The following is a 21311-nucleotide window of genomic DNA, read 5'->3' as shown; positions in this document are numbered from 1 at the left end:
AAGAAAACCCTATGGCTTAGGTGCGAATCTAAAATTTTGCAATTCACGATAATAAATCTGGTTTTACAAAACCTATTCTAAACAAAAAATACAGCCGATTGGTGAATATTTTAAGGAAAAAGCGATATATTTTTTGCCTGTGGATAAAATAGTTCTAAAAACATGATAGTGTCATGACAAAGGAGATAGATTAGACCATATGCTTTAAATTTAGTTGCCAAACCAACTGAGCTCCATCATGAAGCATTTCGCTGAAACACAACAAATTTATCGCAATACACTCTTCCCAACTTGCAATTGATGCTTAATTATGATATGAACCTCGTTCATGGCTAAAGAAAAAATTGCTAAAACGACATTAAAAAGAGAACAGCAACGCATCGCCCTTATTGACGCGGCGGAGCGGGCTATTGCCGCTAAGGGATTGAACGGTTTTAAAGCGCGTGAGCTTGCTGATGAAATCGGCGTTGGTCTTGGACAAATCTATAATCTAGTTACGGATCTAGATGAGCTATTATTACGCGTTAGCTCGAAAACTTTGGTGCGGCTTGAAACCGCAATAGAAGCTGAATTTAATGATGAACAACCACAAACGGCTGAAGATATGCTGATTGTAACGGCGCGCGCTTATCATCATTTTGCCCGTGATAATTATAATTTATGGCGCACTTTATTCGACCATCAATTGCCGCAAGATAAGCCTGTTCCGGATTGGGTATCGCATGAAAGATTACGGCCTTTTCAAGTGGTTGATAAGCCGCTTGGTGAATTGATGAAGGGCGCAGATAGTGAAGAAGTGAAGCTCTTTTCACAAACCATATTTTCAGGAATTCACGGCCTTGTATCCATTAGCCTTGATAGCCGAGATGTAGGCGTTCCCCCTGCCTTACTAGATAAGCAGATTGGTAAATTTATTAAAATCATCTGCCGCGGTTTAAAAAAGAAAAGCAAATAGCATCTATATCTTATCAAACAATTATTCCGAGGTATTTGGAGATCAGTATAAGTTTTTATTGGTTTTCAATGTAAAGTAAAAAAATGGCTCGCTTGTTTTCTCATCCTATATTTAAAAAATTGCTTTAATTGCAGATTTTGATTTAAGCAAAGGATTTAAAAATGTTCGCCAAAACACCTCCTCCTTATTATCTTGTTGCTTTTTCATCGCAACGGAGCCTTGGCGATGATGAATATCATCAAATAGCAGAAAAAATGGTAGAGCTTGCACTGCAACAAACAGGCTGTCTTGGCGCTGAATCTGTCCGCGATGAAAATGGTTTTGGGATTACCAATTCCTTTTGGCGTGATGAAGCAAGTATTAAATCATGGAAGAACAACATCGATCATCAAATTGCTCAAAAACTTGGCAAGTCCAAATTTTATTCAGATTATTTTGTTCGCGTTGCAAAAGTGGAACGCGATTATTGTTTCGCTGCTTGTAAAATGCTTTCTAATCCTCAATGAAACTAAATTTTTAAATTTTGCAATATTCTATTCAACTATGTTTTAACGCCTTTTCTTCTTTACAATTGTAATGTTATATCGTAACAATAGTAAGAATTTGATTGACGTTATTATGCGAAATAGTTAACCTAGCTGCGACGGTTCCCCGAATGATGGACTTCATAGGGGACTAATAGGGAACATGGGACGGGTTAACTTTATAAAGGACCCAAGCCATGGCTGCCCCCGCAACTGTAAGCGGTAGATAACAAATATAGTGCAGTAAAAGCTGCAAACCACTGTTTAAGATTAGCTTTAAATTAGGCCAATCCAATGAATGGGAAGGTTGTTTGTCATCGCCATTCCGCAAGCCAGGAGACCTGCCGTCAATCATCAGGCGTTTCGCCTTTTGCGCAATTATTTTTGCACGGTGGGTGCAGGAAGGCATAAAAATGCATATTGAACCGGGCGTCGTTTCCGGCGCTAAAATTATTTTGAGCTATGCAACAGCATTTGCAGCTCTTGGAATTACAGCCAAATTGGCATTAAGGACAATTTTTCCTCAAAAAACCTCTGATAGCTTTCATCAAAAAAGCAAAGATGGTGGTATCATATCTCTTTTGGCGCGCAGCCTCATTACCACTGCCCTTGTTTTTACTTTTTTTGAAATCTTCCCCCATCATCCAGTGGGCGTTTCAGAAGTTCATCTTATCCTTGGATCATCATTATTTTTAATTTTTGGTGCCGCTCCAACTGCAATAGGACTAACATTAGGTCTCCTCTTACAAGGGTTGTTTTTTGCGCCCTTTGATCTTCCCCAATATGGTATGAATGTCACAACGCTATTGATGCCGCTTTTTGCTATGGCGTGGCTTGCCAATAAAATCATTCCACAAAATAGCGCCTACAAAGATATAGGCTATAAACAAGCCCTAGCTTTATCAACCAGTTATCAAGGTGGTATTGTTGCTTGGGTGGCGTTTTGGGCATTTTACGGCGAAGGCTTTAGTAGCGAGACAGCAGTTAATATTGGCAGTTTTGCTATTGCTTATATGAGCGTTGTCTTGGTGGAACCACTCATTGATCTTGGGGTATTATTCATCGCTAAAAGCCTGCATAAATTATCAAATTCCCCCTTTATTCAGCAACGGCTTTACCAAGCAATCAATTAAAAGCCCAAAATTTTTCTAATTAGCCGGAGTGTAAATCGCCTTGATTTACCTCCCTTTTGAAATCGCGGCGTTTCACTGCGGTTTTATATGCGGCTATTTCTTCATTTTAAAATCTTACGGAAAACCTATGCTAATCCCGACATCTTCTTTTTTTCAAAAAGTTTTAACATTGTCTTCGCTCGTTATTTTACCGCTTATCGCATTAAATAACACGGCAGAGGCTGCCTCTACCCAATATCCACTAAAACTTAATAATTGCGGCCGAATTATAGAATTTAAAAAGAAGCCGCAAAATGTGGTTTCGGTTGGTCAAACCAGCACAGAAATTCTCTACCTTTTAGGCCTTAGTGACAAGGTTAAAGGCACGGCCTTATGGTTTGAGCCTGTCATGCCTGAATTTAAAGACATTGATGCACAAATTAAACGTCTTGCTGATAATGAACCAAGCTTTGAATCTGTAGTTGCCCAAAAGCCAGATATGATTGCCAATCAATATGAATGGACAATTGGCCCAGTTGGCGCAACTGCAACCTATAGCCAATTTGATGATCTAGCCATTCCAGTTTACACATCGCCCGCAGATTGCGAGGGTAAGGATAATCTTGCCGGCAATGATGGTTTACGCACTACCCCCTTTGACATGGAAATTATCTATAAAGAAATCCATGAATTATCCCAAATTTTTGACGTGGAAGAGCGTGGTGATAAAGTCATTGAAACATTAAAGGCACGAGAAAAAGCCGCAATTGAAAAGGCAAAATCCCTTAATATCAAAGATATTTCGGGAATTATGTGGTTTTCAAGTTCCACACTGCAATCAGATCCCTTCATTGGTGGACGTCTTGGCGCACCTGCCTATATGTTTAAAACTCTTAACATAAAAAATATTGCTCAATCGGATTTCGATTGGCCAACCATGGGTTGGGAAACAATTGCTAAGGATAATCCAACAATTTTGGTAATTGCCGATATGCAGCGCAAACGCTTTCCCGCCGATCATGCCGATGTAAAAATTAACTTCCTACAAAGTGATCCGGTTACCAAGCTGATGAATGCTGTTAAAGACCAGCGCATCATAACTATAAATGCTCAAGCAATGAATGGTTCAATCCATACCATTGACGGTATAGAACAGCTTGCAAATGCACTTATCAAGATACAAGAAAATCAAATGAGCGGGGCAAAAATAGCGCCCAATAACCTCCATTAAAAATGTAAACCAATTTTAATATTGTCTTTCTCGACAAGGAAAATATCCTATGTTAGCAACTTTAAAAAACTATTTACCCAAAGCTACTTTTGCCGCCATCTCACTATTAGGCCTAAGCCTTACATCAGCGCAAAGTGCTGAACAAAGCGCTTATCCATTAAAAATTAATAATTGCGGCCGCGTCTTGGAATTTCAAAAAGCACCAGAAAGTGTTGTTTCGGTTGGTCAAAATAGCACAGAAATACTTTATCTCTTAGGTCTTGGTGACAAGATAAAAGGCACAGCTCTTTGGTTTCAACCAGTCATGACAGAATTTAAGGAGCAAAATGATATAGTTGAGCGCCTTGCAAATGATGTGCCAAGCTATGAAGCGATCATCAGTAAAAAGCCCGACCTTATTGCCAACCAATTTGAGTGGGTGATTGGGCCGGTTGGCGCAGCGGCAGGTTACGACCAATTTGAAGAAATAAACATTCCAGTTTACACCTCACCTGCGGATTGTGAAAGCAAGGATAATTTAGCCGGTAGCGATGGTTTGCGCAGTAAGCCCTTTAATATGACGATGATCTATCAAGAAATTGATAATTTAGCACGTATTTTTAATGTTGAACCACGCGGCCAAAAACTGATTGCTGAATTAAAGGATCGTGAACAAGCGGCAATTAGCCGCATAAAGGCTTTACCACCGCAAAAATTATCTGGTTTTATGTGGTATTCAAGTCCGGCAATGGAAATGGAACCCTATGTTGCAGGACAATTGGGGGCACCTGGTTATATGTTTAAAACCCTTGGTATTGATAATATCATCAAGTCCGATTTTGACTGGCCAAATGTTGGTTGGGAAACCATTGTAAAAGCCGACCCATCAATTATCGTCATTGCCAAAATGCAGCGCCGCCGCTTTCCTGCCGATGATATCAAGGTCAAGGAAGAATTTTTACAAAATGATCCAGTCGCAAGCCTCATGTCTGCAGCAAAGCAACATCATATCATCGAACTTGATGTGCAAGCGATGAATGGTACTATTCATACAATTAAAGGCATTGAAGCTTTAGCTGATGCCATTAGTAAAATGAATATAACTGCAAGCAATTTAAAAGAGTAATATTGCTTAATTATGTATCCCGTAACATTGTCACAAGAAAATTAGAAGAATTATAAGCTAGATATTCTTCATTGACAGCCAATTTGAAACGTGAGTAATAAGTTCACATTATTGTGAAAACCCATTCAGGATTATGTCATGTTCAATTTAAAGTTCGGAAATTTGGTTAAGGCAAGCACTGCAATTGCTGCCTGCCTTTTTGCAACAATTTCTTTTGCACAAGCTGAAAAAACCCAATACCCGTTAACAATTAACAATTGCGGACGGGTTCTTACCTTTGATAAAGCACCGCAAACTGTTGTTTCTGCAGGTCAAAACAGCACCGAAATTTTGTATCTTCTTGGTCTTTCTGATAAGGTGAAGGCAACCGCACTTTGGTTTAACCCAGTTTTGCCTGAATTTACCGAAGTAAACAGCAAGATTGAGCGTCTTGCTGACAATGTTCCAAGCTTTGAATCAGTTGTTAATAAAAAGCCTGATCTTGTTGCTAGTCAATATGAGTGGCTTGTTGGCCCTGTTGGTACCATTGGCACTTATGAGCAATTTAACGAGGTGAAGATTCCTGTTTATAATTCACCTGCTGATTGCGATGGCAAGGATAACTCAGCCGGTAGTGATGGTCTTCGTAGCACACCGTTTGAAATGGCGTTGATCTATAAAGAAATTGACGAATTATCAAAAATTTTCGACGTACAAGATCGCGGACAAGAAGTAATCAATAGCTTAAAAGCTCGCGAAAAAGCAGCAATTGAAAAAGTAAAAGGCCTACCAAAAGATAAAATTTCTGGTTTTATGTGGTATTCAAGCATGGAACTCGAAATGGATCCTTATGTTGCAGGTACAAAGGGCGCACCAAACTATATGTTTGAAGTTTTTGGCATCAAAAACATTATTGCTTCAGAACATGAATGGCCAATGGTTGGTTGGGAAACAATCGTTAAATCTAACCCAACAATTATCGTTGCTGCAACCATGGAACGCCGCCGTTTTCCTGCCGATGATATCAAGGTCAAGGAAGAGTTTCTTCAAAAAGATCCTGTTGCAAGCTTGATGGATGCTGCTAAAAACAAACATATCATTGAACTTGATGTGCAAGCGATGAATGGTTCAATCCATACAATTGAAGGCATTGAAATCATTGCTGACGCTTTGGAAAAATTCAAACTCGATAAATAATAAAACAAGCGCATTTGCCTTAAAAGCAAATGAAATAATTTAACAAATATAATATCTTATATACTCCGCACTGCATAATTAAAGCAATTGCGGAGGATATATTAATGGGCTGGTCGAAATAATGTCATATACTTTCCGATTGAAACCGCTTATTTTTACTTTTATTGCCATTATACTCATTAGCTTGGCTCTTATGATGGGGGCAGCAATCGGCGAAACGACCATTCCCTTTCAAACGGTTTATGAGACTATTGCTTTAAAACTATTTAATGCAAAAGTGGATATAAGTGCTATTGATGCAGGAATTGTCTGGCATTATCGTTTGAGCCGCGCGGTGGTTGGCGCCTGTTGTGGTGCAAGTCTTGCACTATGTGGCGTGGTGTTACAATCTATATTAAGAAATCCACTTGCTGATCCTTATTTGTTGGGTATTTCTGCAGGCGCCTCAACTGGTGCTGTTTGCGTTATGATTATAGGAACAGGCTTAGGGGTAATTTCCATGTCAGGCGGCGCCTTTATTGGTGCTTTGGTTGCTTTTGTCTGTGTTGCCCTTCTTGCCTTTCGCATTGGCCGCAGTGCAGCAGCTGTTATTCTTGCCGGTATTGCCGGTGCCCAATTTTTTAACGCTCTCACTGCTTTTATTGTTACACGCGGCGCCGATGCGGAGCAAGCACGCGGCATTATGTTCTGGTTAATGGGTAATCTATCCACTGTACGTTGGGTAGATGTTGCAATCGCCTTTCCAGTAACGATTATCGGTTTTGTTATCTGCCTATTTTTTGCACGCGCGCTTGATGCCTTTGCCTTTGGCACCGATTCCGCCGCTTCGCTTGGTATCCCAGTGCGCTGGGTATGCGGCATTTTAATCACTTGCTGCGCTTTAATGACCGCAGTCATGGTAAGCCTTGTTGGTGCTATCGGCTTTGTTGGCCTTGTTATACCCCATGCAGCACGTGCGCTTGTTGGTACACGCCACCAAACGCTTATTCCTGTATCAGCAGTTATAGGCGCAATATTTTTAATTGCCGCTGACGTTGTTTCACGTATAATTGTGCCGGGACAAGTTTTACCAATCGGCGTTATAACTGCATTGGTCGGTGCGCCAATTTTTGCCTTTATTCTTGTCACCAAGAAAGAGATGTAATCATGTTAAGAGCTGAAAATCTTTTTTGGAGTGTTGGTGACAAAACAATCATCAACAACGTTTCGCTACAGGCAAAACCTGGCCATTTTTTAGGGATTATTGGCCCCAATGGTTCGGGTAAAAGTTCGCTCATGTCGCTGCTTACCGGAATTAGAAAACCTTCTCAAGGCAGCGTTTTTCTCAGAAATAAGCCATTAAATTCTTTAAAACGAATCGAAATTGCCCAAAGCCTTGCTTTTATCGAACAACATGCCGATACAGGCGAGCGTATCAGTGTACGCCAAGCTGCCGAGCTTGGTCGCACACCCTATCTATCAGTATTATCGCCTTTTTCTCAAAAAGATCATGACATTGTTAATGAAGCCCTTACCAAAACCGATATGCTCAAAATGGCAGATCGTATTTGGCAAACCCTATCGGGGGGAGAAAAGCAACGCGTGCATTTTTCACGCGCACTTGCTCAACAGCCTGAAATATTGCTTCTTGATGAGCCAACTAACCATCTTGACATTCATCACCAACTGGCACTTTTAAGCCTCGTCCGCAATCAAGGTTTAACAATCATTGCCGCCCTTCATGACCTCAATCATGCTGCGATGTTTTGTGACGAAATTGCTGTGCTTGATCAAGGAAAAATATTTGCACAAGGCAGCCCAAAAGAAGTAATGACAGAGGAAACTATTCGTCAAATTTTTAAGGTTGAAGTTGAAATCATGACGCGCAAATGCGGCAATTTGAACATTAGCTATATTGCACCACAGAAAATCAAGAAAATGCCTTTAGAAACAGGCGCATCACAAACAATAAGGAATTGTGCTTAAATGTTACGTGTTTTATTGGCCATTATCGGCCTTATGTTCCTTTCAGCTCCAGTTATGGCTGAAACTTTTGAGGTAAAAATGCTTAATCGTGGCGATAAGGGCCCTATGGTTTTTGAACCCGATTATCTTAAAATTAAGCCTGGTGACAAGGTGATTTTCAAGGCAACCCACCGCTCGCACAATGCAGCCTCAATCAAAGAAATGATGCCAGAGGGTGCAACACCTTTTATGGGCAAAATTGATGAAGAACGCGAAATTACTTTTGACGTACCTGGTTTTTACGGCATTAAATGTACACCGCATTATGCCATGGGCATGATCATGATGATTAAGGTTGGCGAGGCGACGATGCCAGATGCTTACCGCGATGTGAAACAACCAGGCGTTGCACGCAAGCGTTTTGATGAAATATTTGAGCGTATTGACGCTGGCGAATAAGTTTTATTTAGGGCATTTTGCACAATTGGTAAAATGCCCTTTTTTACAAATATTATAAATATATTTTTTCAAACAAATACTAACTCACAAATTATAACAATACATCATTTATTCGAAATTCAAACAATATTAAGCCGTATTTATTTTACATTATTAAATCATCAATAATAAAGTGGAAATAGATATGCTGAAACCTATTAATTTATTTGTCAAAACTATTTTTATAACTGCTATAACATCAACCTTTGCTTTTCACGCAAGTGCTGCACCAAGCAATAATAAACAAAAGGTTGAAGTTGCATTTGTGCTTGATACCACTGGCTCTATGGCTGGTTTGATTGATGGTGCAAAACAAAAAATCTGGTCAATCGCCAATACCATTATTGATGTTAATCCCGATGCTGAAATTCGTATGGCACTTATTGCTTACCGCGATCGGGGTGATGAATATATCATTAAAACCTATGATATGAGCAGCGATGTACAAGGCTTATATGGTAAATTAACCAAGCTTGAAGCTGACGGTGGCGGTGATACTCCAGAATCGGTAAATGAAGCCCTTGATGAAGCTGTACGCAAGCTTGAATGGACCAAAGGCGATGATACAAAACGCATTATTTTCCTTGTTGGTGATGCGCCGCCCCATATGGACTACCCCAATGCACCGCTTTACCCCAACGTGTTAAAAGGCGCTGTTGCTGATGGTATCATTGTAAATACTATACAAGCGGGAGATGACAGGGAAACCAAAAAGATTTGGCGCGAAATAGCTCAACTTGGCCATGGTCGTTATATGCCAATACCGCAAGATGGTGGCAGAATTACTGTGATTAACACACCTTATGATGACCAAATCATTGTTATCCAACGAAAAATTGATAAAACTGTTTTGCCTTATGGCAATCATGACGAACGTGAAGCACTCACGAATAAAATGGAAGAGAAGGCAGAAGCGCCAGCACCAGTTCAAATCGATAATTCACGTTTTTATTCTAAGAAAAGCGGTAGCAAAGAGGTTGTAACCGGTGGTAATGATTTAATTACCGATGTAAAAAATGGCACGCAAAAAATTGAGGAGGTGCAAGAAACATCGCTACCCGATGAGCTGCGCGGCAAATCTAGCGAAGAAAAAAATGCAATTGTTGAAAAAACATCGCAAGAGCGCAGCAAATTAGAAGCGGAAATGTCTGCCCTCATTGAAAAGCGCGATGCCTATATTACCGAGCAAAAATTAAATCCCGATAAAGACAATAATTCGTTTGATAGCGTTGTAAAAGAAACTTTACACGATCAATTAAAATAACAAAATTTTAAGATATTTTTCTACCCGTGTAATCGGGTAGAAATTGCTATTTATAAAGCACATTTTTTCATATAATGATAAATTAAAACTGTTCTTAATATCTTTATTGTTGCGTTAATAATAAATTGAATAAAACCTTTAAATGCCATTTTTTTTGGTAAAATTGCTGTGCGATCATTGCACTTTTTTTCATATCAGCGCATAGAATGAAACTTGCGTTTCTTTAACGCCATTTACCAGAGATATTTCTCTTTGTTTCGCCATATCAATTTTCAGGAGATACTATTATGGCATTCCTTGCTGACGCTCTTTCTCGTGTTAAGCCATCTGCGACTATTGCTGTTGCCCAAAAGGCCCGTGAACTCAAAGCCCAAGGTAAAGATGTTATTTCGCTTAGCGCTGGCGAGCCAGACTTTGACACTCCAGACAATGTAAAGAATGCCGCTATTGAAGCGATTCGGCGCGGCGAAACCAAATATACGCCTGTCTCCGGTATTCCTGAACTAAGACAGGCTATTGCTGCCAAGTTTAAACGCGAAAACGGCTTAGACTATAAGCCAGAGCAAACAATTGTTGGCACCGGCGGTAAGCAAATACTTTTTAATGCTTTTATGGCAACTCTAAACCCTGGTGATGAAGTTGTTATTGCTGCGCCTTATTGGGTAAGCTACCCTGAAATGGTGCTGCTCACCGGTGGCACACCCGTTTTTGTTAACACACGCCATGAAGACAATTTTAAATTACGCCCAGAAGCTTTAGAAGCTGCAATTACGCCAAAGACAAAATGGTTTGTTTTCAATTCGCCATCTAATCCATCAGGTGCAGCTTACACTCATGATGAATTAAAGGCTTTGACTGATGTGCTTATGCGCCATCCTCATGTCTATGTGCTAACCGATGACATGTATGAGCATTTAACCTATGGTGATTTTGTTTACACTACCCCAGCGCAGGTTGAACCTGGTCTTTATGACCGCACCTTAACAATGAATGGTGTGTCGAAAGCCTATGCAATGACTGGCTGGCGTATTGGTTATGCAGCTGGTCCTTTAGCCTTGATTAAAGCGATGGATATGGTGCAAGGCCAACAAACATCGGGTGCTTGTTCTATTGCGCAATGGGCGTCAGTAGAAGCGCTAAATGGCCCGCAAGATTTCATCCAGAAGAACAAAGCAATTTTTCAGGCTCGCCGCGATCTTATTGTGTCGATGCTTAATCAAGCAACGGGCATTGAATGCCCAGTTCCTGAAGGTGCATTTTATGTCTATCCATCTTGCGCTGCTCTCATTGGTAAAAAAACCGAAGATGGTAAGGTAATCGCAACCGATGAGGATTTCGTAACAGCATTGCTAGAAGCTGAAGGTGTTGCGGTTGTTCATGGCTCAGCCTTTGGTCTTGGGCCAAATTTCCGCATTTCCTATGCAGCATCGGAAGAAATGCTGGAAGAAGCTGGCAAGCGGATCCAACGTTTCTGCGCAAGCCTTCGCTCGTAAAAATCGCGAGTTGAACTTATACTCTATTGTGTTTGTGCCATGCTTCTTGACATCAAGAACGTGGCACAAATTTTATAAAATACGTAGTCAACACATAATCATTAGCGTTGGCAATGGCACCAGCAATGGCGCTGGCAACACATTGGCAAACACGCAGCAAAGCCGATAAGTTAAGAGAAAAACATGTCCCAGAATGAAGATAGTAAGCGCTACATTATCGGTGCTCATAATTATCAAGCTCCAGTGATTGAAAACGCGCTTTATCTTGTTTCAACGCCGATTGGTAATCTTGGCGATATCACCATTCGCGCGCTTGAAGTTTTGTCGGCTTGTGATGTCTTAGCTTGTGAAGATACGCGCACAACACGGGTTTTACTTGACCGTTATGCCATTCACAAAAAAGCCGTTAGCTATCATGAGCATAACGCGCAAACAAGTGGTCCAATGCTGATTGAAACCTTGCTTTCAGGTAAATCGGTAGCGCTTGTTTCTGATGCCGGCACGCCTTTGATCTCAGATCCTGGTTTTCGTCTTGTTACGCAAGCGCGTGAAGCCGGAATTAAAGTTGTCCCCATTCCCGGTGCATCAGCGCTGTTAACCGCGCTTGTTGCCACTGGCTTACCTACCGATAGTTTTTTCTTCAATGGTTTTTTGCCAACCAAAAAGGGGGCGCGTATCAAGCAATTGCAAGATTTGAGCGGTATGGATACAACATTAATCTTTTATGAATCGCCCCACCGTGCGGCTGAAACACTTGCCGATATGGCGGAAGTATTTGGGCTTGAGCGCCCTGCAGCTTTAACCCGTGAACTTACTAAAACCTTTGAGACTTTTGACTGCGATAATTTAGGCAATTTAGCTCGAAAATATGCCGAAGTTGATCGCATTCGCGGCGAGATTGTTTTGGTGGTTGGTAGGCCCCTTGCCAAGGAAAAATCTTTTGATGCCAATGATATTGACGCCTTGCTACTTGATTTAGCAAAATCTATGCCAGCCCCAAAAGCTGCCCAAGAAGCTGCATCAATTACCGGGCAAAAACGCCAAGAGCTTTATTTGCGCCTAATGGCTTTACGAAGCAATGACACGTAAACAGCCAAAGAAAACAACTTATAAAAAGGGCTTGCGCGCTGAAAATATTGCCGCCCTTTATTTATTGTTAAAAGGTTATTGGATTGTTGCGCGCCGTTTTAAAACCAAAAGCGGCGAAATTGATTTAATTGCAAGGCACGGTAAAACCATATTAATCATTGAAGTAAAAGCACGAAAAGATCTTCTTTCTGGTCATGATGCAGTCGATTTTACCAGCCAAAGGCGCATTATGGCGGCAGCAGATATTTGGCTTGCCCAACAAAAAGACGCCGCATCTTTATCGCTGCGGTTTGATGTTATCATTATGCGGCCTTGGCGGCTTCCCACTCACATTAAAAATTTTGCTTCTTTTAATTAAAGCAAGAAATCAAGGCGATGAGAAAAAGTTAAAACATCCACCTTTGCCACGCCGCTTTTTTTCAAGGCTTTAGCTGCTGCGCGCAAGGTTGAACCAGTGGTTAACACATCATCCACCAGCAAAATGCGTTTATTTTTAAGCTTATCACGATATTTATCTGGCACCTCAAAGGCATCGGCGACGTTTTTTTGCCGCTCTATTTTAGTTAAACCAACTTGCGGCGGTGTATTTTTATGCCGCAGTAAAGCTTGTGGGTAAAATACAATATTTTTTTGCTGGGCAATATTGCGCCCAAGCTCTGCTGCTTGATTATAACCACGCTTAAAAAAACGGAAATGATGCAGCGGTACAGGTATTATAAAATCTTTATCTATTAACAGTTCTCGCCCCGCTACCACCATCCATTTTGCCATCCATGGCGCAAGTTCTGTACGATCACCAAATTTTAAACGGCTTACCAATGTTCGCGCTAGACCATCATGGACAAGCACCGCACGCGCGCGATCAAAGGCTGGCGGGTCATTTAATGCTTGCGCTGATAATAGCTCACCTTCCAAACTAAATTTATGTGGTGTCCCCATGACAGGGCAAAAGGGCGGCGTTATAAATTGCAATTTTGCCCAACATTGCGGACAAATAGTACCGGTTTGCGCAACCAAAACGCCGCAACCGACACAACAGGCTGGAAAAAGCACATTTCCTGAAAAAATACCAATTTCTTTGAACAAGCGCAAAATATTTTGCCGCCAAGATAGTTCTTGCATGATAAAGCCCCCGCTTCTTTACAGAGTGTAAAACAATCTTTCAAAAAACAAAACCGATATTTATAAACCAAATCAAACTGCTTTAAATTTTCCGCAAAAAATGCTTTAAGCATCTTGATAAATGCCCCTCTTTTGCAATGAGATTATTTTGAGCCAAAACCCACAAATTTTCGACCTTGATTTAATTGAAACCTATCGTCAGCGCGCCTTAAAACATAAGGATAGCGGCGTTGATTTTTTATTAAAACGCATGGCTGTGGATTTGGAAGAAAGACTGCAACCTGTTGAGCGTATATTTGAAAATGCGTTAGACCTACATGGCTTTAACGGTGTTGTGGCCGATAGCATGGGGCGGAGCCAAAAAGTAAAAAACATTACCCGCATTGAAACAAATAAGCACTTTGTTGATGACACTTATGACGCCTTAATACGCAGCCGCGAGTTTTTGGATTTACCAGAAGAATCAGCTGATCTTATCGTTTCCCTGCTTTCGCTTCACCTTACCAATGACACGCCAGGCGTCTTTATTCAAATTCGCCAAGCACTGCGTCCTGATGGATTGTTTTTAGCCTGCCTTGCAGGGGCTGGCACTTTGGGTGAATTGCGCGAAAGTCTTTTGCAAGCAGAAAACGAAATTTATGGCGGCGTAAGTCCTCGTATTTACCCATTTATTGATGTGCGTGATGCCGGTGCTTTACTGCAAAGGGCAGGCTTTGCCATGCCGGTGAGTGATATTGAAAGTGTCACCGTGCGCTATGACAATGCTTTTGATCTGATGCGCGATTTACGGCAAATGGGTATGCAAAATGCGTTATTTGACCGCTCGCGCCGCCCTGTTTCAAAACGTTTCTTTATGCGAGTAGCAGAAATCTATGCTTCACGTTTTGCCGATAGTGATGGGCGTATTCGCGCAACCTTTAATTTTGTTTGGCTTTCCGGTTGGGCCCCTCACCCAGATCAGCAAAAACCATCAAAACGTGGCTCTGCCAAAGTTTCGCTGGCAGATGTCCTAATGCCACCAAAATCAAACTAATTGTGAGATACACCTAATTTTTTAAAACCCGCTTCATCACCAACAGCAAAAAATATACCTTGTTTATGGCAAGGATCAGCACTTACATCGCATGCGCCATAGCGAATAGGATTTCCTGCTTCATCCACCATTGCGCCGCCAGCAGCTCTTAAAATGGCGTCACCCGCCGCAACATCCCATGTCATACATGGTTCAAAGCGCGGATAAATATCGGCTTTACCTTCGGCAACAAGGCAAAACTTTAACGATGATCCAACCGGCAAACGATGCTCAATATGATGATTATCGAGCCAATCATCGGTTATCGCGCAGCGGTGTGAGCGACTCATCACTGCAATTGGATTGCTTGGCATTTGCCGTGATCTTAGCCTTACCGCATCACCTTTTTTTCCATGGGTAACATGATATAAAAATGCCCCATTGGGACTACCGACATAAAGCTTATTTTGAGCTGGTATAAAGATCACCCCTAATAAAGGACAATAATTGTCAATAAGGGCAATATTGACGGTAAATTCACCATTTTGAGCGATAAATTCACGCGTACCATCTAATGGATCAACGAGGAAAAACCGTGATGCCAAGTTTGTTTTAACGCCGCTTGCCACCTCTTCCTCGGCGATAATTGGAATATCAGCAAAAGCGTTGCGTAAAGTGGCTAAGATAATCGCTTCAGCACCTTGGTCAGCGATCGTCACTGGAGAATGATCGCTTTTTTCTTCAATCAATATCGGTTGTTGATAATGCGCCATAATATAGTTGCCAGCCTTGATACTGGCTGTACACATAATTTCCAAAATTGCATCGTAACTTATAGATGAGTGAGGCATTTTACCCAAACTGCATTGGCATGGATCAACTGTCTAATATAAACTTTAATAAAACAAAAAACTCTGAATTTATCAGAGCTTTTTAAAAATTGATTATTTACTTACTTTGCTTTTGTTGTAAGTCGCAGGGGAAAACAGTGCGAGAAATGTACCATAGGGCAGCAGCATAAATATTGCCATTGCCACCTTCACCCAAAAATCACCAATTGCAAGCGACAACCAGATGGCAATATTTCCACCCCAAAATGCGGTGGTACCAGCAATTGACTGATCTGGCAAACCCGTTGCAGTATCAATAAACCCAAATATTGGTGCAAAGGCAAGCCCAAAGAAAATTAACGTATCAAGCACAGAGCCGGCAAGCGCTGCCGCAAGCGGTGCCTGCCACCATGTACGTTGGCGCAATGGACCAAAAACAGCGATATCTAATAATTGAGCAAAAAGGAAAGCAGAACCTGATGCAATGGCAAGGCGCGGTGTTGCTAATATCCATGACACGCCAAGCCCAGCAATAAAGCCAGCATAAACAACATAGCGAGCAATTTGGGGCCCAAAACGCCGATTGGTCAAATCATTGATAAGAAAAGCAAAAGGATAGATAAAAGCGCCAAAGGTGAGCACATGCTCAAGCCCGAACCAAGAAAAGGGGTATTGCACCAAAATATTGGAGGCAGTAACCGCCACACACATGGCAAAAATGGCAAGAATAATAGATTCGGTCTGTTTCATTTTTTTAACCTGGGTAATGGAACCAGAAAAAAGGCTGGCAAAAGCCAGCCCGATGATTCTTTTCGCTGGATAGCGACTTAAGCAGCTTGTTCAGCTTGCTTTTTAACGATTTGACGCTTCAAAAGACGTGCACGTTGAGACAATTCAACATCAGCAGCCTTTACAAGGAAAGCATCAAGACCACCGCGATGTTCTACCGAGCGCAATGCATGGGCAGATACACGTAAACGGTAGCTCTGACCGAGAGTATCGGAAATAAGAGTTACATTGCAAAGATTAGGCAAAAAGCGGCGACGCGTCCTGTTATTGGCGTGGCTCACATTATTGCCGTACTGTACTGACTTACCGGTCAATTCACAAGCGCGGGACATGATATCACCTTCTAAATGGTTTGTAATCTGATAAAAAACTGTATTGAATAGATCTAAAAGTTAAATCATAATCGCACAATTGCCATCAGGAATTTTTCAAAAGTTGGGTTTCTATAGGGGTAGATGGGCAAAAGGTCAAGTCTTTTTCGATCTATACAACTAAACTGCGCCAATATTGACACTTTTATTATTAAATTTGCATGGTAAAAGAGAAACTATGATGACAAAAACAAATAATTCGACCTCAAAACGAAAAGGCTTTGGCTTTTGGACCATTATGTTTCTTGGTCTATGTACCGTCCTTTTTTGCTTATTTATGGCGCTTGGAGTTTGGCAAGTGGAACGCCGTGCGTGGAAACTTGATCTTATTGCCAAGGTAGAACAGCGTATCCACCAACCCGCGGTTGATGCGCCCAACAAAGACAAATGGCCAGACGTAACAAAAGATAATGACGAATATCTACCTGTTAAAGTTCATGGCCATTTTTTAAATGACAAAGAGATTCTCATTACCGCCGTTGCCGATGCAGGCGCAGGTTATTGGTTAGTCGTACCTTTTGAAAAAGATGACGGCACCATTGTCTTTATCAATCGCGGTTTTGTACCAATGGATCATTTGGATCGCGGCTCACGCAAGGGTGGCGAAATTGATGGTGAAACCACAATTCAGGGCCTGCTTCGCATGGGTGAAGGTGAAGGTTATCTCATGCGCAAGAATAATCCGCAAGAGAATCGCTGGTTCACCCGTAATATTCCTGCCATGGCACAAAAATTAGGACTTAATGGCGACAATATTGCCCCCTATTTTATTGATGCTGATAAAACGCCCAATATTGGCAAAATGCCAATTGGCGGCCTTACCGTTGTGGAATTTAGAAACAACCATTTAGGCTATTTTTTAACTTGGTTTACCTTAGCAGCTGGCATGGTTGTTGCGGCTGGCTATATTATTTACACCAATAGGCGCAAAGCATAATGTTATCAGCCAAAAGCTTTTAAGCTTTACACCATTGGTTTATTGGCTAGATAAAAATTAAAAAATCCCCATATTGAGGTTAATCAATATGGGGATTTTTATTAGAGCGCATTTCGATCTGTTTATATCAGATCGGCGCTCTAATCCATTGTTTACACCGCGTTTTATCCAAAAACCGCTTCACATTTTTTTGAAAACGCTCTAAACAGATTAAAAGCTATTTTGCTGTTAAACTTATTTTACATTTAAAGTTTATTTTTCTTGCACAAGCGAGCGGGAATCAATTTCCGATATGCTTTTCGCTCCTGTTAAGGCCATAGCAACGCGCATTTCCTTGGCAAGGATATCTAGCATATTGGCAACCCCGGCTTCACCCTCTGCAGCTAAGGCATAGGCAAAGGCACGCCCCACCATGGTAAAATCTGCGCCGAGTGCCAACATACGCACAACATCAAGCCCAGAGCGAATACCGCTATCTGCCACTACTTTCAAATCACCCTTAACGGCATTTGCAATATCTGGCAAAGCACGGCAAGACGATAAAACACCATCAAGTTGCCGACCACCATGGTTTGAAACAATAACACCATCGGCACCAAAGCGCACAGCATCACGCGCATCATCAACGTCCAATATGCCCTTGATAAGCATTGGACCTTTCCAAAATTCGCGAATCCACTCAAGATCTTTCCAACTGATCGATGGATCAAAATTCGCACCAAGCCAGCCGATATAGTCTTCCAAATTAGTTGGTTGGCCACGATAGGTAGAAATATTGCCAAGATCATGTGGCTTACCTTTAATGCCAACATCCCAAGCCCAAGCAGGGTGGGTTGCACCTTGGAAAACTTGCTTAAATTTGGCATAAGGGCCTGACATGCCCGAATGTCTATCGCGATAACGCGCACCTGGCACAGGCATATCTACGGTGAAAACCAAGGTGGTGATACCAGCTGCTTGCGCACGCTCCAAAACATCACGCATAAAGCCGCGATCTTTAAGCACATAAAGTTGAAACCAAATTGGCTTTGGCGATTGGCTTTGCACTTCAGCAATAGGGCAAACTGAAACGGTTGATAAGGTAAAAGGCACATTGCGAGAAGCTGCAGCCTTTGCCGCCTGTACTTCTCCGCGCCGTGCATACATGCCAGTCAAACCAACTGGTGACAAACCGACAGGCATGGCAAATTTTTCACCAAATATTTCTGTTTCCAAACTTAACTCGGCAACATCTTTTAATATACGTTGACGCAGCGCAATATCGGATAAATCAGAAACATTTCTTTTTAACGTATGCTCAGCATAAGCACCGCCATCAATATAATGATAAAGAAAAGGTGGTAATTTACGCCTTGCGGCTTCGCGATAATCCGAAATAGAAGATATAATCATAATATTTACTCACATATTTTTAGCGGTGCGGCTTTGCTTGGCGCTTTGCGCGCGCAATTTGCGTGCCGTATCATCGTCTATTTGCTTAATTGTTGTTACAACGAAATCAAGATGAGTATTGGAGGCGTTACGCGCGCCTTCACAATCATTACGCTCGATTGCTTTATAGATAGCCTGATGCTGTTCAAAAATCATATCAAAATTACGTGGCACATTATAAAGCTTTTTATGACTTTGCGAAATATTAAGTTGCAAGAGACCAAATAAACTAGACATAACTTGCTGCAAAATAATATTATCGGAAGCCTCGGCAATAGCCATATGAAAAGCCGCATCAAGCCGCGCCTCCTCATTGGCATCTACTTGCCCATGGCCATTTTGTATAGCGTTAAGGCATTGCAATATACGGCTTTTTGCCAGCCTATCGGCGCGCATCGCCGCATAATAGCAGGTTGCACCTTCTAGCGCTTCTCTGGTTTCCATGACATCATGATAATAGCCATTTTTCTCAATCAGAAGCGGCGTAAGCGGGGTAATAATAGTTTTATCCGCCCAAACCTCTGCCATCGGTTCACCAACCACCATGCCAGATTTTCGCACCTCAATAACGCCGCGCACGGAAAGCTTGCTAACAGCTTCGCGGATTGTTGCCCGCGAAGCATTGAGTAAGCCAACCAAAGCGCGTTCTGAAGGCAAACGATCGCCTGCTTTCAAACCTTGCTTTTTAATAAAAGCCTCAATCTCATTTTCAATGCGTAAAGAAACACTATGAGGCTCTATTGACTCTAAAGATGTCATGCAGGGATCATCCATGGCAAGACATAGGCCTGAATGGTTGTAATAATACCGACAATAGCACATAATGCGAGCGAGTGTTTCACCGTGAAGCGGAAAAGATCTGACTCCTTACCAACAAGTCCAACCGCCGCACAGGCAATCGCAATTGATTGCGGTGAAATCATTTTACCGGTTACGCCACCAGTTGTATTAACTGCAACCAATAAAACATCCGAAACGCCAATTTGGTGAGCCGTTGTCGCTTGCAGCGCGGCAAATAAAGCATTTGATGAGGTATCCGAACCAGTGACAAACACCCCTAACCAACCAAGAAATGGCGAGAAAAACGTAAATGCTGATCCAGTATGCGACAAAGCAAGTGCCAGCGTTGTTGAAAGCCCTGAAGAATTAGCAACATAAGCAAAAGCCAACACCATACCGATAGAATAGATAGGAATTAACAGATCTTTTAATGTTTTGCCAAATGTCGCCAATGCCTTAGCTGGCTTCATGCGTAAGATGATTATTGTTACAATTGCAGCTAATAATATCGATGTACCTGTAGCCGACAACCAATCGAATTTATATTGAGCTGGTAAAGCTTCATTGACCTCAACAATAGGTTGGGTTTTTAACACCAAATTGTGTAAATAGGGCACATCAAAAACCGAAACCCAACTTTCAAAAATACCGTCCTTTTTAAATAGATTTTTAAATGGTGCGATACTCCAAATACTCACAAAAATAGTCAAAATAACAAAAGGTGACCAAGCTTTTACAACCTGCCCAACACTATATTGAGTGGACGAAGTTTCATTTTCTGCAACTGTATCATCGAAGCGGAAAATGCGTTTGGGCTGCCAAAAACGTAAAAATACTGGCAAGATAATCAGCGTGGCAATAGCTGCTGTAATATCGGGTAATTCTGGCCCAATAAAATTGGCAGTGAGATATTGAACAAGGGCAAAAGAACCACCAGCAACTAAAATAGCTGGCCATGTTTCACGCACACCGCGCCAACCATCCATAATTAAAATGAGCCAAAATGGTACCAAAATGGACAAAAGCGGCAATTGACGGCCAGCCATTTGACCAATTAAAAATGGATCAATACTAGAAACTTGTCCAGCAACGATAATCGGAATACCCATGGCACCAAAAGCAACCGGCGCCGTATTGGCGATAAGACAAAGCCCTGCTGCATAGAGCGGACGGAAGCCAAGGCCAACAAGCAAAGCTGCGGTAATTGCAACAGGAGCGCCAAAACCAGCAGCACCTTCCAAAAATGCACCAAAGGCAAAACCTACCAGCAATAATTGGATACGTTGATCCGGCGTAATGCCTAAAATCGAATTACGGATAATATCAAATTGCCCTGTAGCAACCGAGATCTTATATAAAAAGACCGCACCAATAATAATCCAAGCAATAGGCCATAAGCCATAAAAGAAACCCTGAATGCCAGAAGCCAGTGCGGCATTTATCGGCATTTTATAAACGAGAATTGCAATAAGAAAAGTTAGCAAAACGGTAATTGTACCGGCAAGATAACCTTTCATCCGCAATACTGTTAAAGCAATAAAAAAGAATAAAATAGGAATAACCGCGATAATACTGGAAACCCATATGTTACCAACGGGTATATAATTTTGTACCCACTCCATCTGCATCCTCCTCCAAGGTTGGTCAG

At 41.6% G+C, this 21311-nt stretch carries 22 protein-coding genes and 1 riboswitch; of the genes, 15 read left to right on the top strand and 7 right to left on the bottom strand.

From position 1 onward, the window contains the following. Positions 1-328: 328 nt before the first annotated feature. From N5852_RS03720 to N5852_RS03660, 13 genes are all read left to right on the top strand, one after another. Complete coding sequence (locus N5852_RS03720) at positions 329-955, top strand: TetR/AcrR family transcriptional regulator (protein ID WP_182418625.1); 627 nt, start codon at positions 329-331, stop codon at positions 953-955. 161 nt (positions 956-1116) lie between these two features. Beyond that, complete coding sequence (locus N5852_RS03715) at positions 1117-1461, top strand: antibiotic biosynthesis monooxygenase family protein (RefSeq protein WP_262099079.1); 345 nt, start codon at positions 1117-1119, stop codon at positions 1459-1461. Positions 1462-1582: 121 nt separating this feature from the next. Then, positions 1583-1843: riboswitch (cobalamin riboswitch) on the top strand. 49 nt (positions 1844-1892) lie between these two features. After that, entirely contained in the window at positions 1893-2612 is a 720-nt protein-coding gene (locus N5852_RS03710) for an energy-coupling factor ABC transporter permease (RefSeq protein ID WP_262099078.1), read from the top strand. 127 nt (positions 2613-2739) lie between these two features. Then, positions 2740-3822, top strand: a complete 1083-nt coding sequence (locus N5852_RS03705) for an ABC transporter substrate-binding protein (RefSeq protein WP_262099077.1) — start codon at positions 2740-2742, stop codon at positions 3820-3822. A 49-nt stretch (positions 3823-3871) separates the two neighbouring features. Then, complete coding sequence (locus tag N5852_RS03700; RefSeq protein WP_262099076.1) at positions 3872-4927, top strand: ABC transporter substrate-binding protein; 1056 nt, start codon at positions 3872-3874, stop codon at positions 4925-4927. A gap of 138 nt (positions 4928-5065) precedes the next feature. After that, complete coding sequence (locus N5852_RS03695; RefSeq protein ID WP_262099075.1) at positions 5066-6103, top strand: ABC transporter substrate-binding protein; 1038 nt, start codon at positions 5066-5068, stop codon at positions 6101-6103. Positions 6104-6224: 121 nt separating this feature from the next. Beyond that, on the top strand, positions 6225-7247 hold the full coding sequence (locus tag N5852_RS03690) for a FecCD family ABC transporter permease (RefSeq protein WP_262099074.1): 1023 nt from the start codon (positions 6225-6227) through the stop codon (positions 7245-7247). Next, complete coding sequence (locus N5852_RS03685) at positions 7247-8068, top strand: ABC transporter ATP-binding protein (RefSeq protein ID WP_262099677.1); 822 nt, start codon at positions 7247-7249, stop codon at positions 8066-8068. Before N5852_RS03690 ends, N5852_RS03685 begins: the two co-directional genes overlap by 1 nt. Further along, positions 8069-8506 carry a pseudoazurin gene (locus tag N5852_RS03680; RefSeq protein ID WP_262099073.1) on the top strand — a complete coding sequence of 146 codons (438 nt, stop codon included), beginning with the start codon at positions 8069-8071 and terminating at the stop codon, positions 8504-8506. Between the two features lie 184 nt (positions 8507-8690). Further along, positions 8691-9809 (top strand): vWA domain-containing protein, encoded by a 1119-nt coding sequence (locus tag N5852_RS03675; RefSeq protein WP_262099072.1) that lies wholly within the window; start codon positions 8691-8693, stop codon positions 9807-9809. A gap of 287 nt (positions 9810-10096) precedes the next feature. Continuing rightward, entirely contained in the window at positions 10097-11302 is a 1206-nt protein-coding gene (locus tag N5852_RS03670; RefSeq protein WP_262099071.1) for a pyridoxal phosphate-dependent aminotransferase, read from the top strand. A gap of 183 nt (positions 11303-11485) precedes the next feature. After that, positions 11486-12391, top strand: a complete 906-nt coding sequence (rsmI, locus tag N5852_RS03665; RefSeq protein WP_262099070.1) for a 16S rRNA (cytidine(1402)-2'-O)-methyltransferase — start codon at positions 11486-11488, stop codon at positions 12389-12391. Continuing rightward, positions 12381-12749 (top strand): YraN family protein, encoded by a 369-nt coding sequence (locus tag N5852_RS03660; protein ID WP_262099069.1) that lies wholly within the window; start codon positions 12381-12383, stop codon positions 12747-12749. The genes rsmI and N5852_RS03660 overlap by 11 nt, the downstream gene beginning before the upstream one ends. On the opposite strand, the gene N5852_RS03655 is transcribed toward N5852_RS03660, so the two are convergent. After that, on the bottom strand, positions 12746-13513 hold the full coding sequence (locus N5852_RS03655; RefSeq protein ID WP_262099068.1) for a ComF family protein: 768 nt from the start codon (positions 13511-13513) through the stop codon (positions 12746-12748). The genes N5852_RS03660 and N5852_RS03655 overlap by 4 nt on opposite strands. 148 nt (positions 13514-13661) lie before the next feature. Between N5852_RS03655 and N5852_RS03650 the strand changes: the two genes are divergently transcribed. Next, positions 13662-14546, top strand: a complete 885-nt coding sequence (locus tag N5852_RS03650) for a methyltransferase domain-containing protein (protein WP_262099067.1) — start codon at positions 13662-13664, stop codon at positions 14544-14546. Here N5852_RS03650 and cysQ read toward each other — a convergent pair. The 3 genes from cysQ to rpmB all read right to left on the bottom strand — a co-directional run bounded on the left by cysQ (position 14543) and on the right by rpmB (position 16476). Beyond that, positions 14543-15376 carry a 3'(2'),5'-bisphosphate nucleotidase CysQ gene (cysQ, locus tag N5852_RS03645; protein ID WP_262099066.1) on the bottom strand — a complete coding sequence of 278 codons (834 nt, stop codon included), beginning with the start codon at positions 15374-15376 and terminating at the stop codon, positions 14543-14545. The two genes, N5852_RS03650 and cysQ, sit on opposite strands and share 4 nt — an antisense overlap. 93 nt (positions 15377-15469) lie before the next feature. Then, complete coding sequence (locus N5852_RS03640; protein WP_262099065.1) at positions 15470-16105, bottom strand: VUT family protein; 636 nt, start codon at positions 16103-16105, stop codon at positions 15470-15472. 77 nt (positions 16106-16182) lie between these two features. Next, complete coding sequence (gene rpmB / locus N5852_RS03635; protein ID WP_182418611.1) at positions 16183-16476, bottom strand: 50S ribosomal protein L28; 294 nt, start codon at positions 16474-16476, stop codon at positions 16183-16185. 217 nt (positions 16477-16693) lie between these two features. Between rpmB and N5852_RS03630 the strand changes: the two genes are divergently transcribed. Next, positions 16694-17452, top strand: coding sequence for an SURF1 family protein (locus N5852_RS03630; protein WP_262099064.1), 759 nt, complete (start codon positions 16694-16696; stop codon positions 17450-17452). Positions 17453-17704: 252 nt separating this feature from the next. Here N5852_RS03630 and lldD read toward each other — a convergent pair whose 3' ends face one another. The 3 genes from lldD to lldP are packed head-to-tail and all read right to left on the bottom strand — an operon-like array spanning position 17705 to position 21285. Next, a complete protein-coding gene (gene lldD / locus N5852_RS03625) occupies positions 17705-18844 on the bottom strand; it encodes an FMN-dependent L-lactate dehydrogenase LldD (protein WP_262099063.1) in 1140 nt (379 codons plus the stop codon). A gap of 9 nt (positions 18845-18853) precedes the next feature. Then, positions 18854-19642: an FCD domain-containing protein gene (locus N5852_RS03620; RefSeq protein WP_262099062.1), complete on the bottom strand. Its 789-nt coding sequence runs from the start codon at positions 19640-19642 to the stop codon at positions 18854-18856. Continuing rightward, entirely contained in the window at positions 19639-21285 is a 1647-nt protein-coding gene (gene lldP / locus N5852_RS03615) for an L-lactate permease (protein WP_262099061.1), read from the bottom strand. The genes N5852_RS03620 and lldP overlap by 4 nt, the downstream gene beginning before the upstream one ends. Between the last annotated feature and the right edge of the window lie 26 nt (positions 21286-21311).

Source organism: Bartonella sp. HY328 (assembly GCF_025449335.1).
GTDB lineage: Bacteria > Pseudomonadota > Alphaproteobacteria > Rhizobiales > Rhizobiaceae > HY038.
The sequence above is the reverse complement of the archived record's forward strand: the minus strand, read 5'-3'. Positions and strand labels throughout refer to the sequence as shown.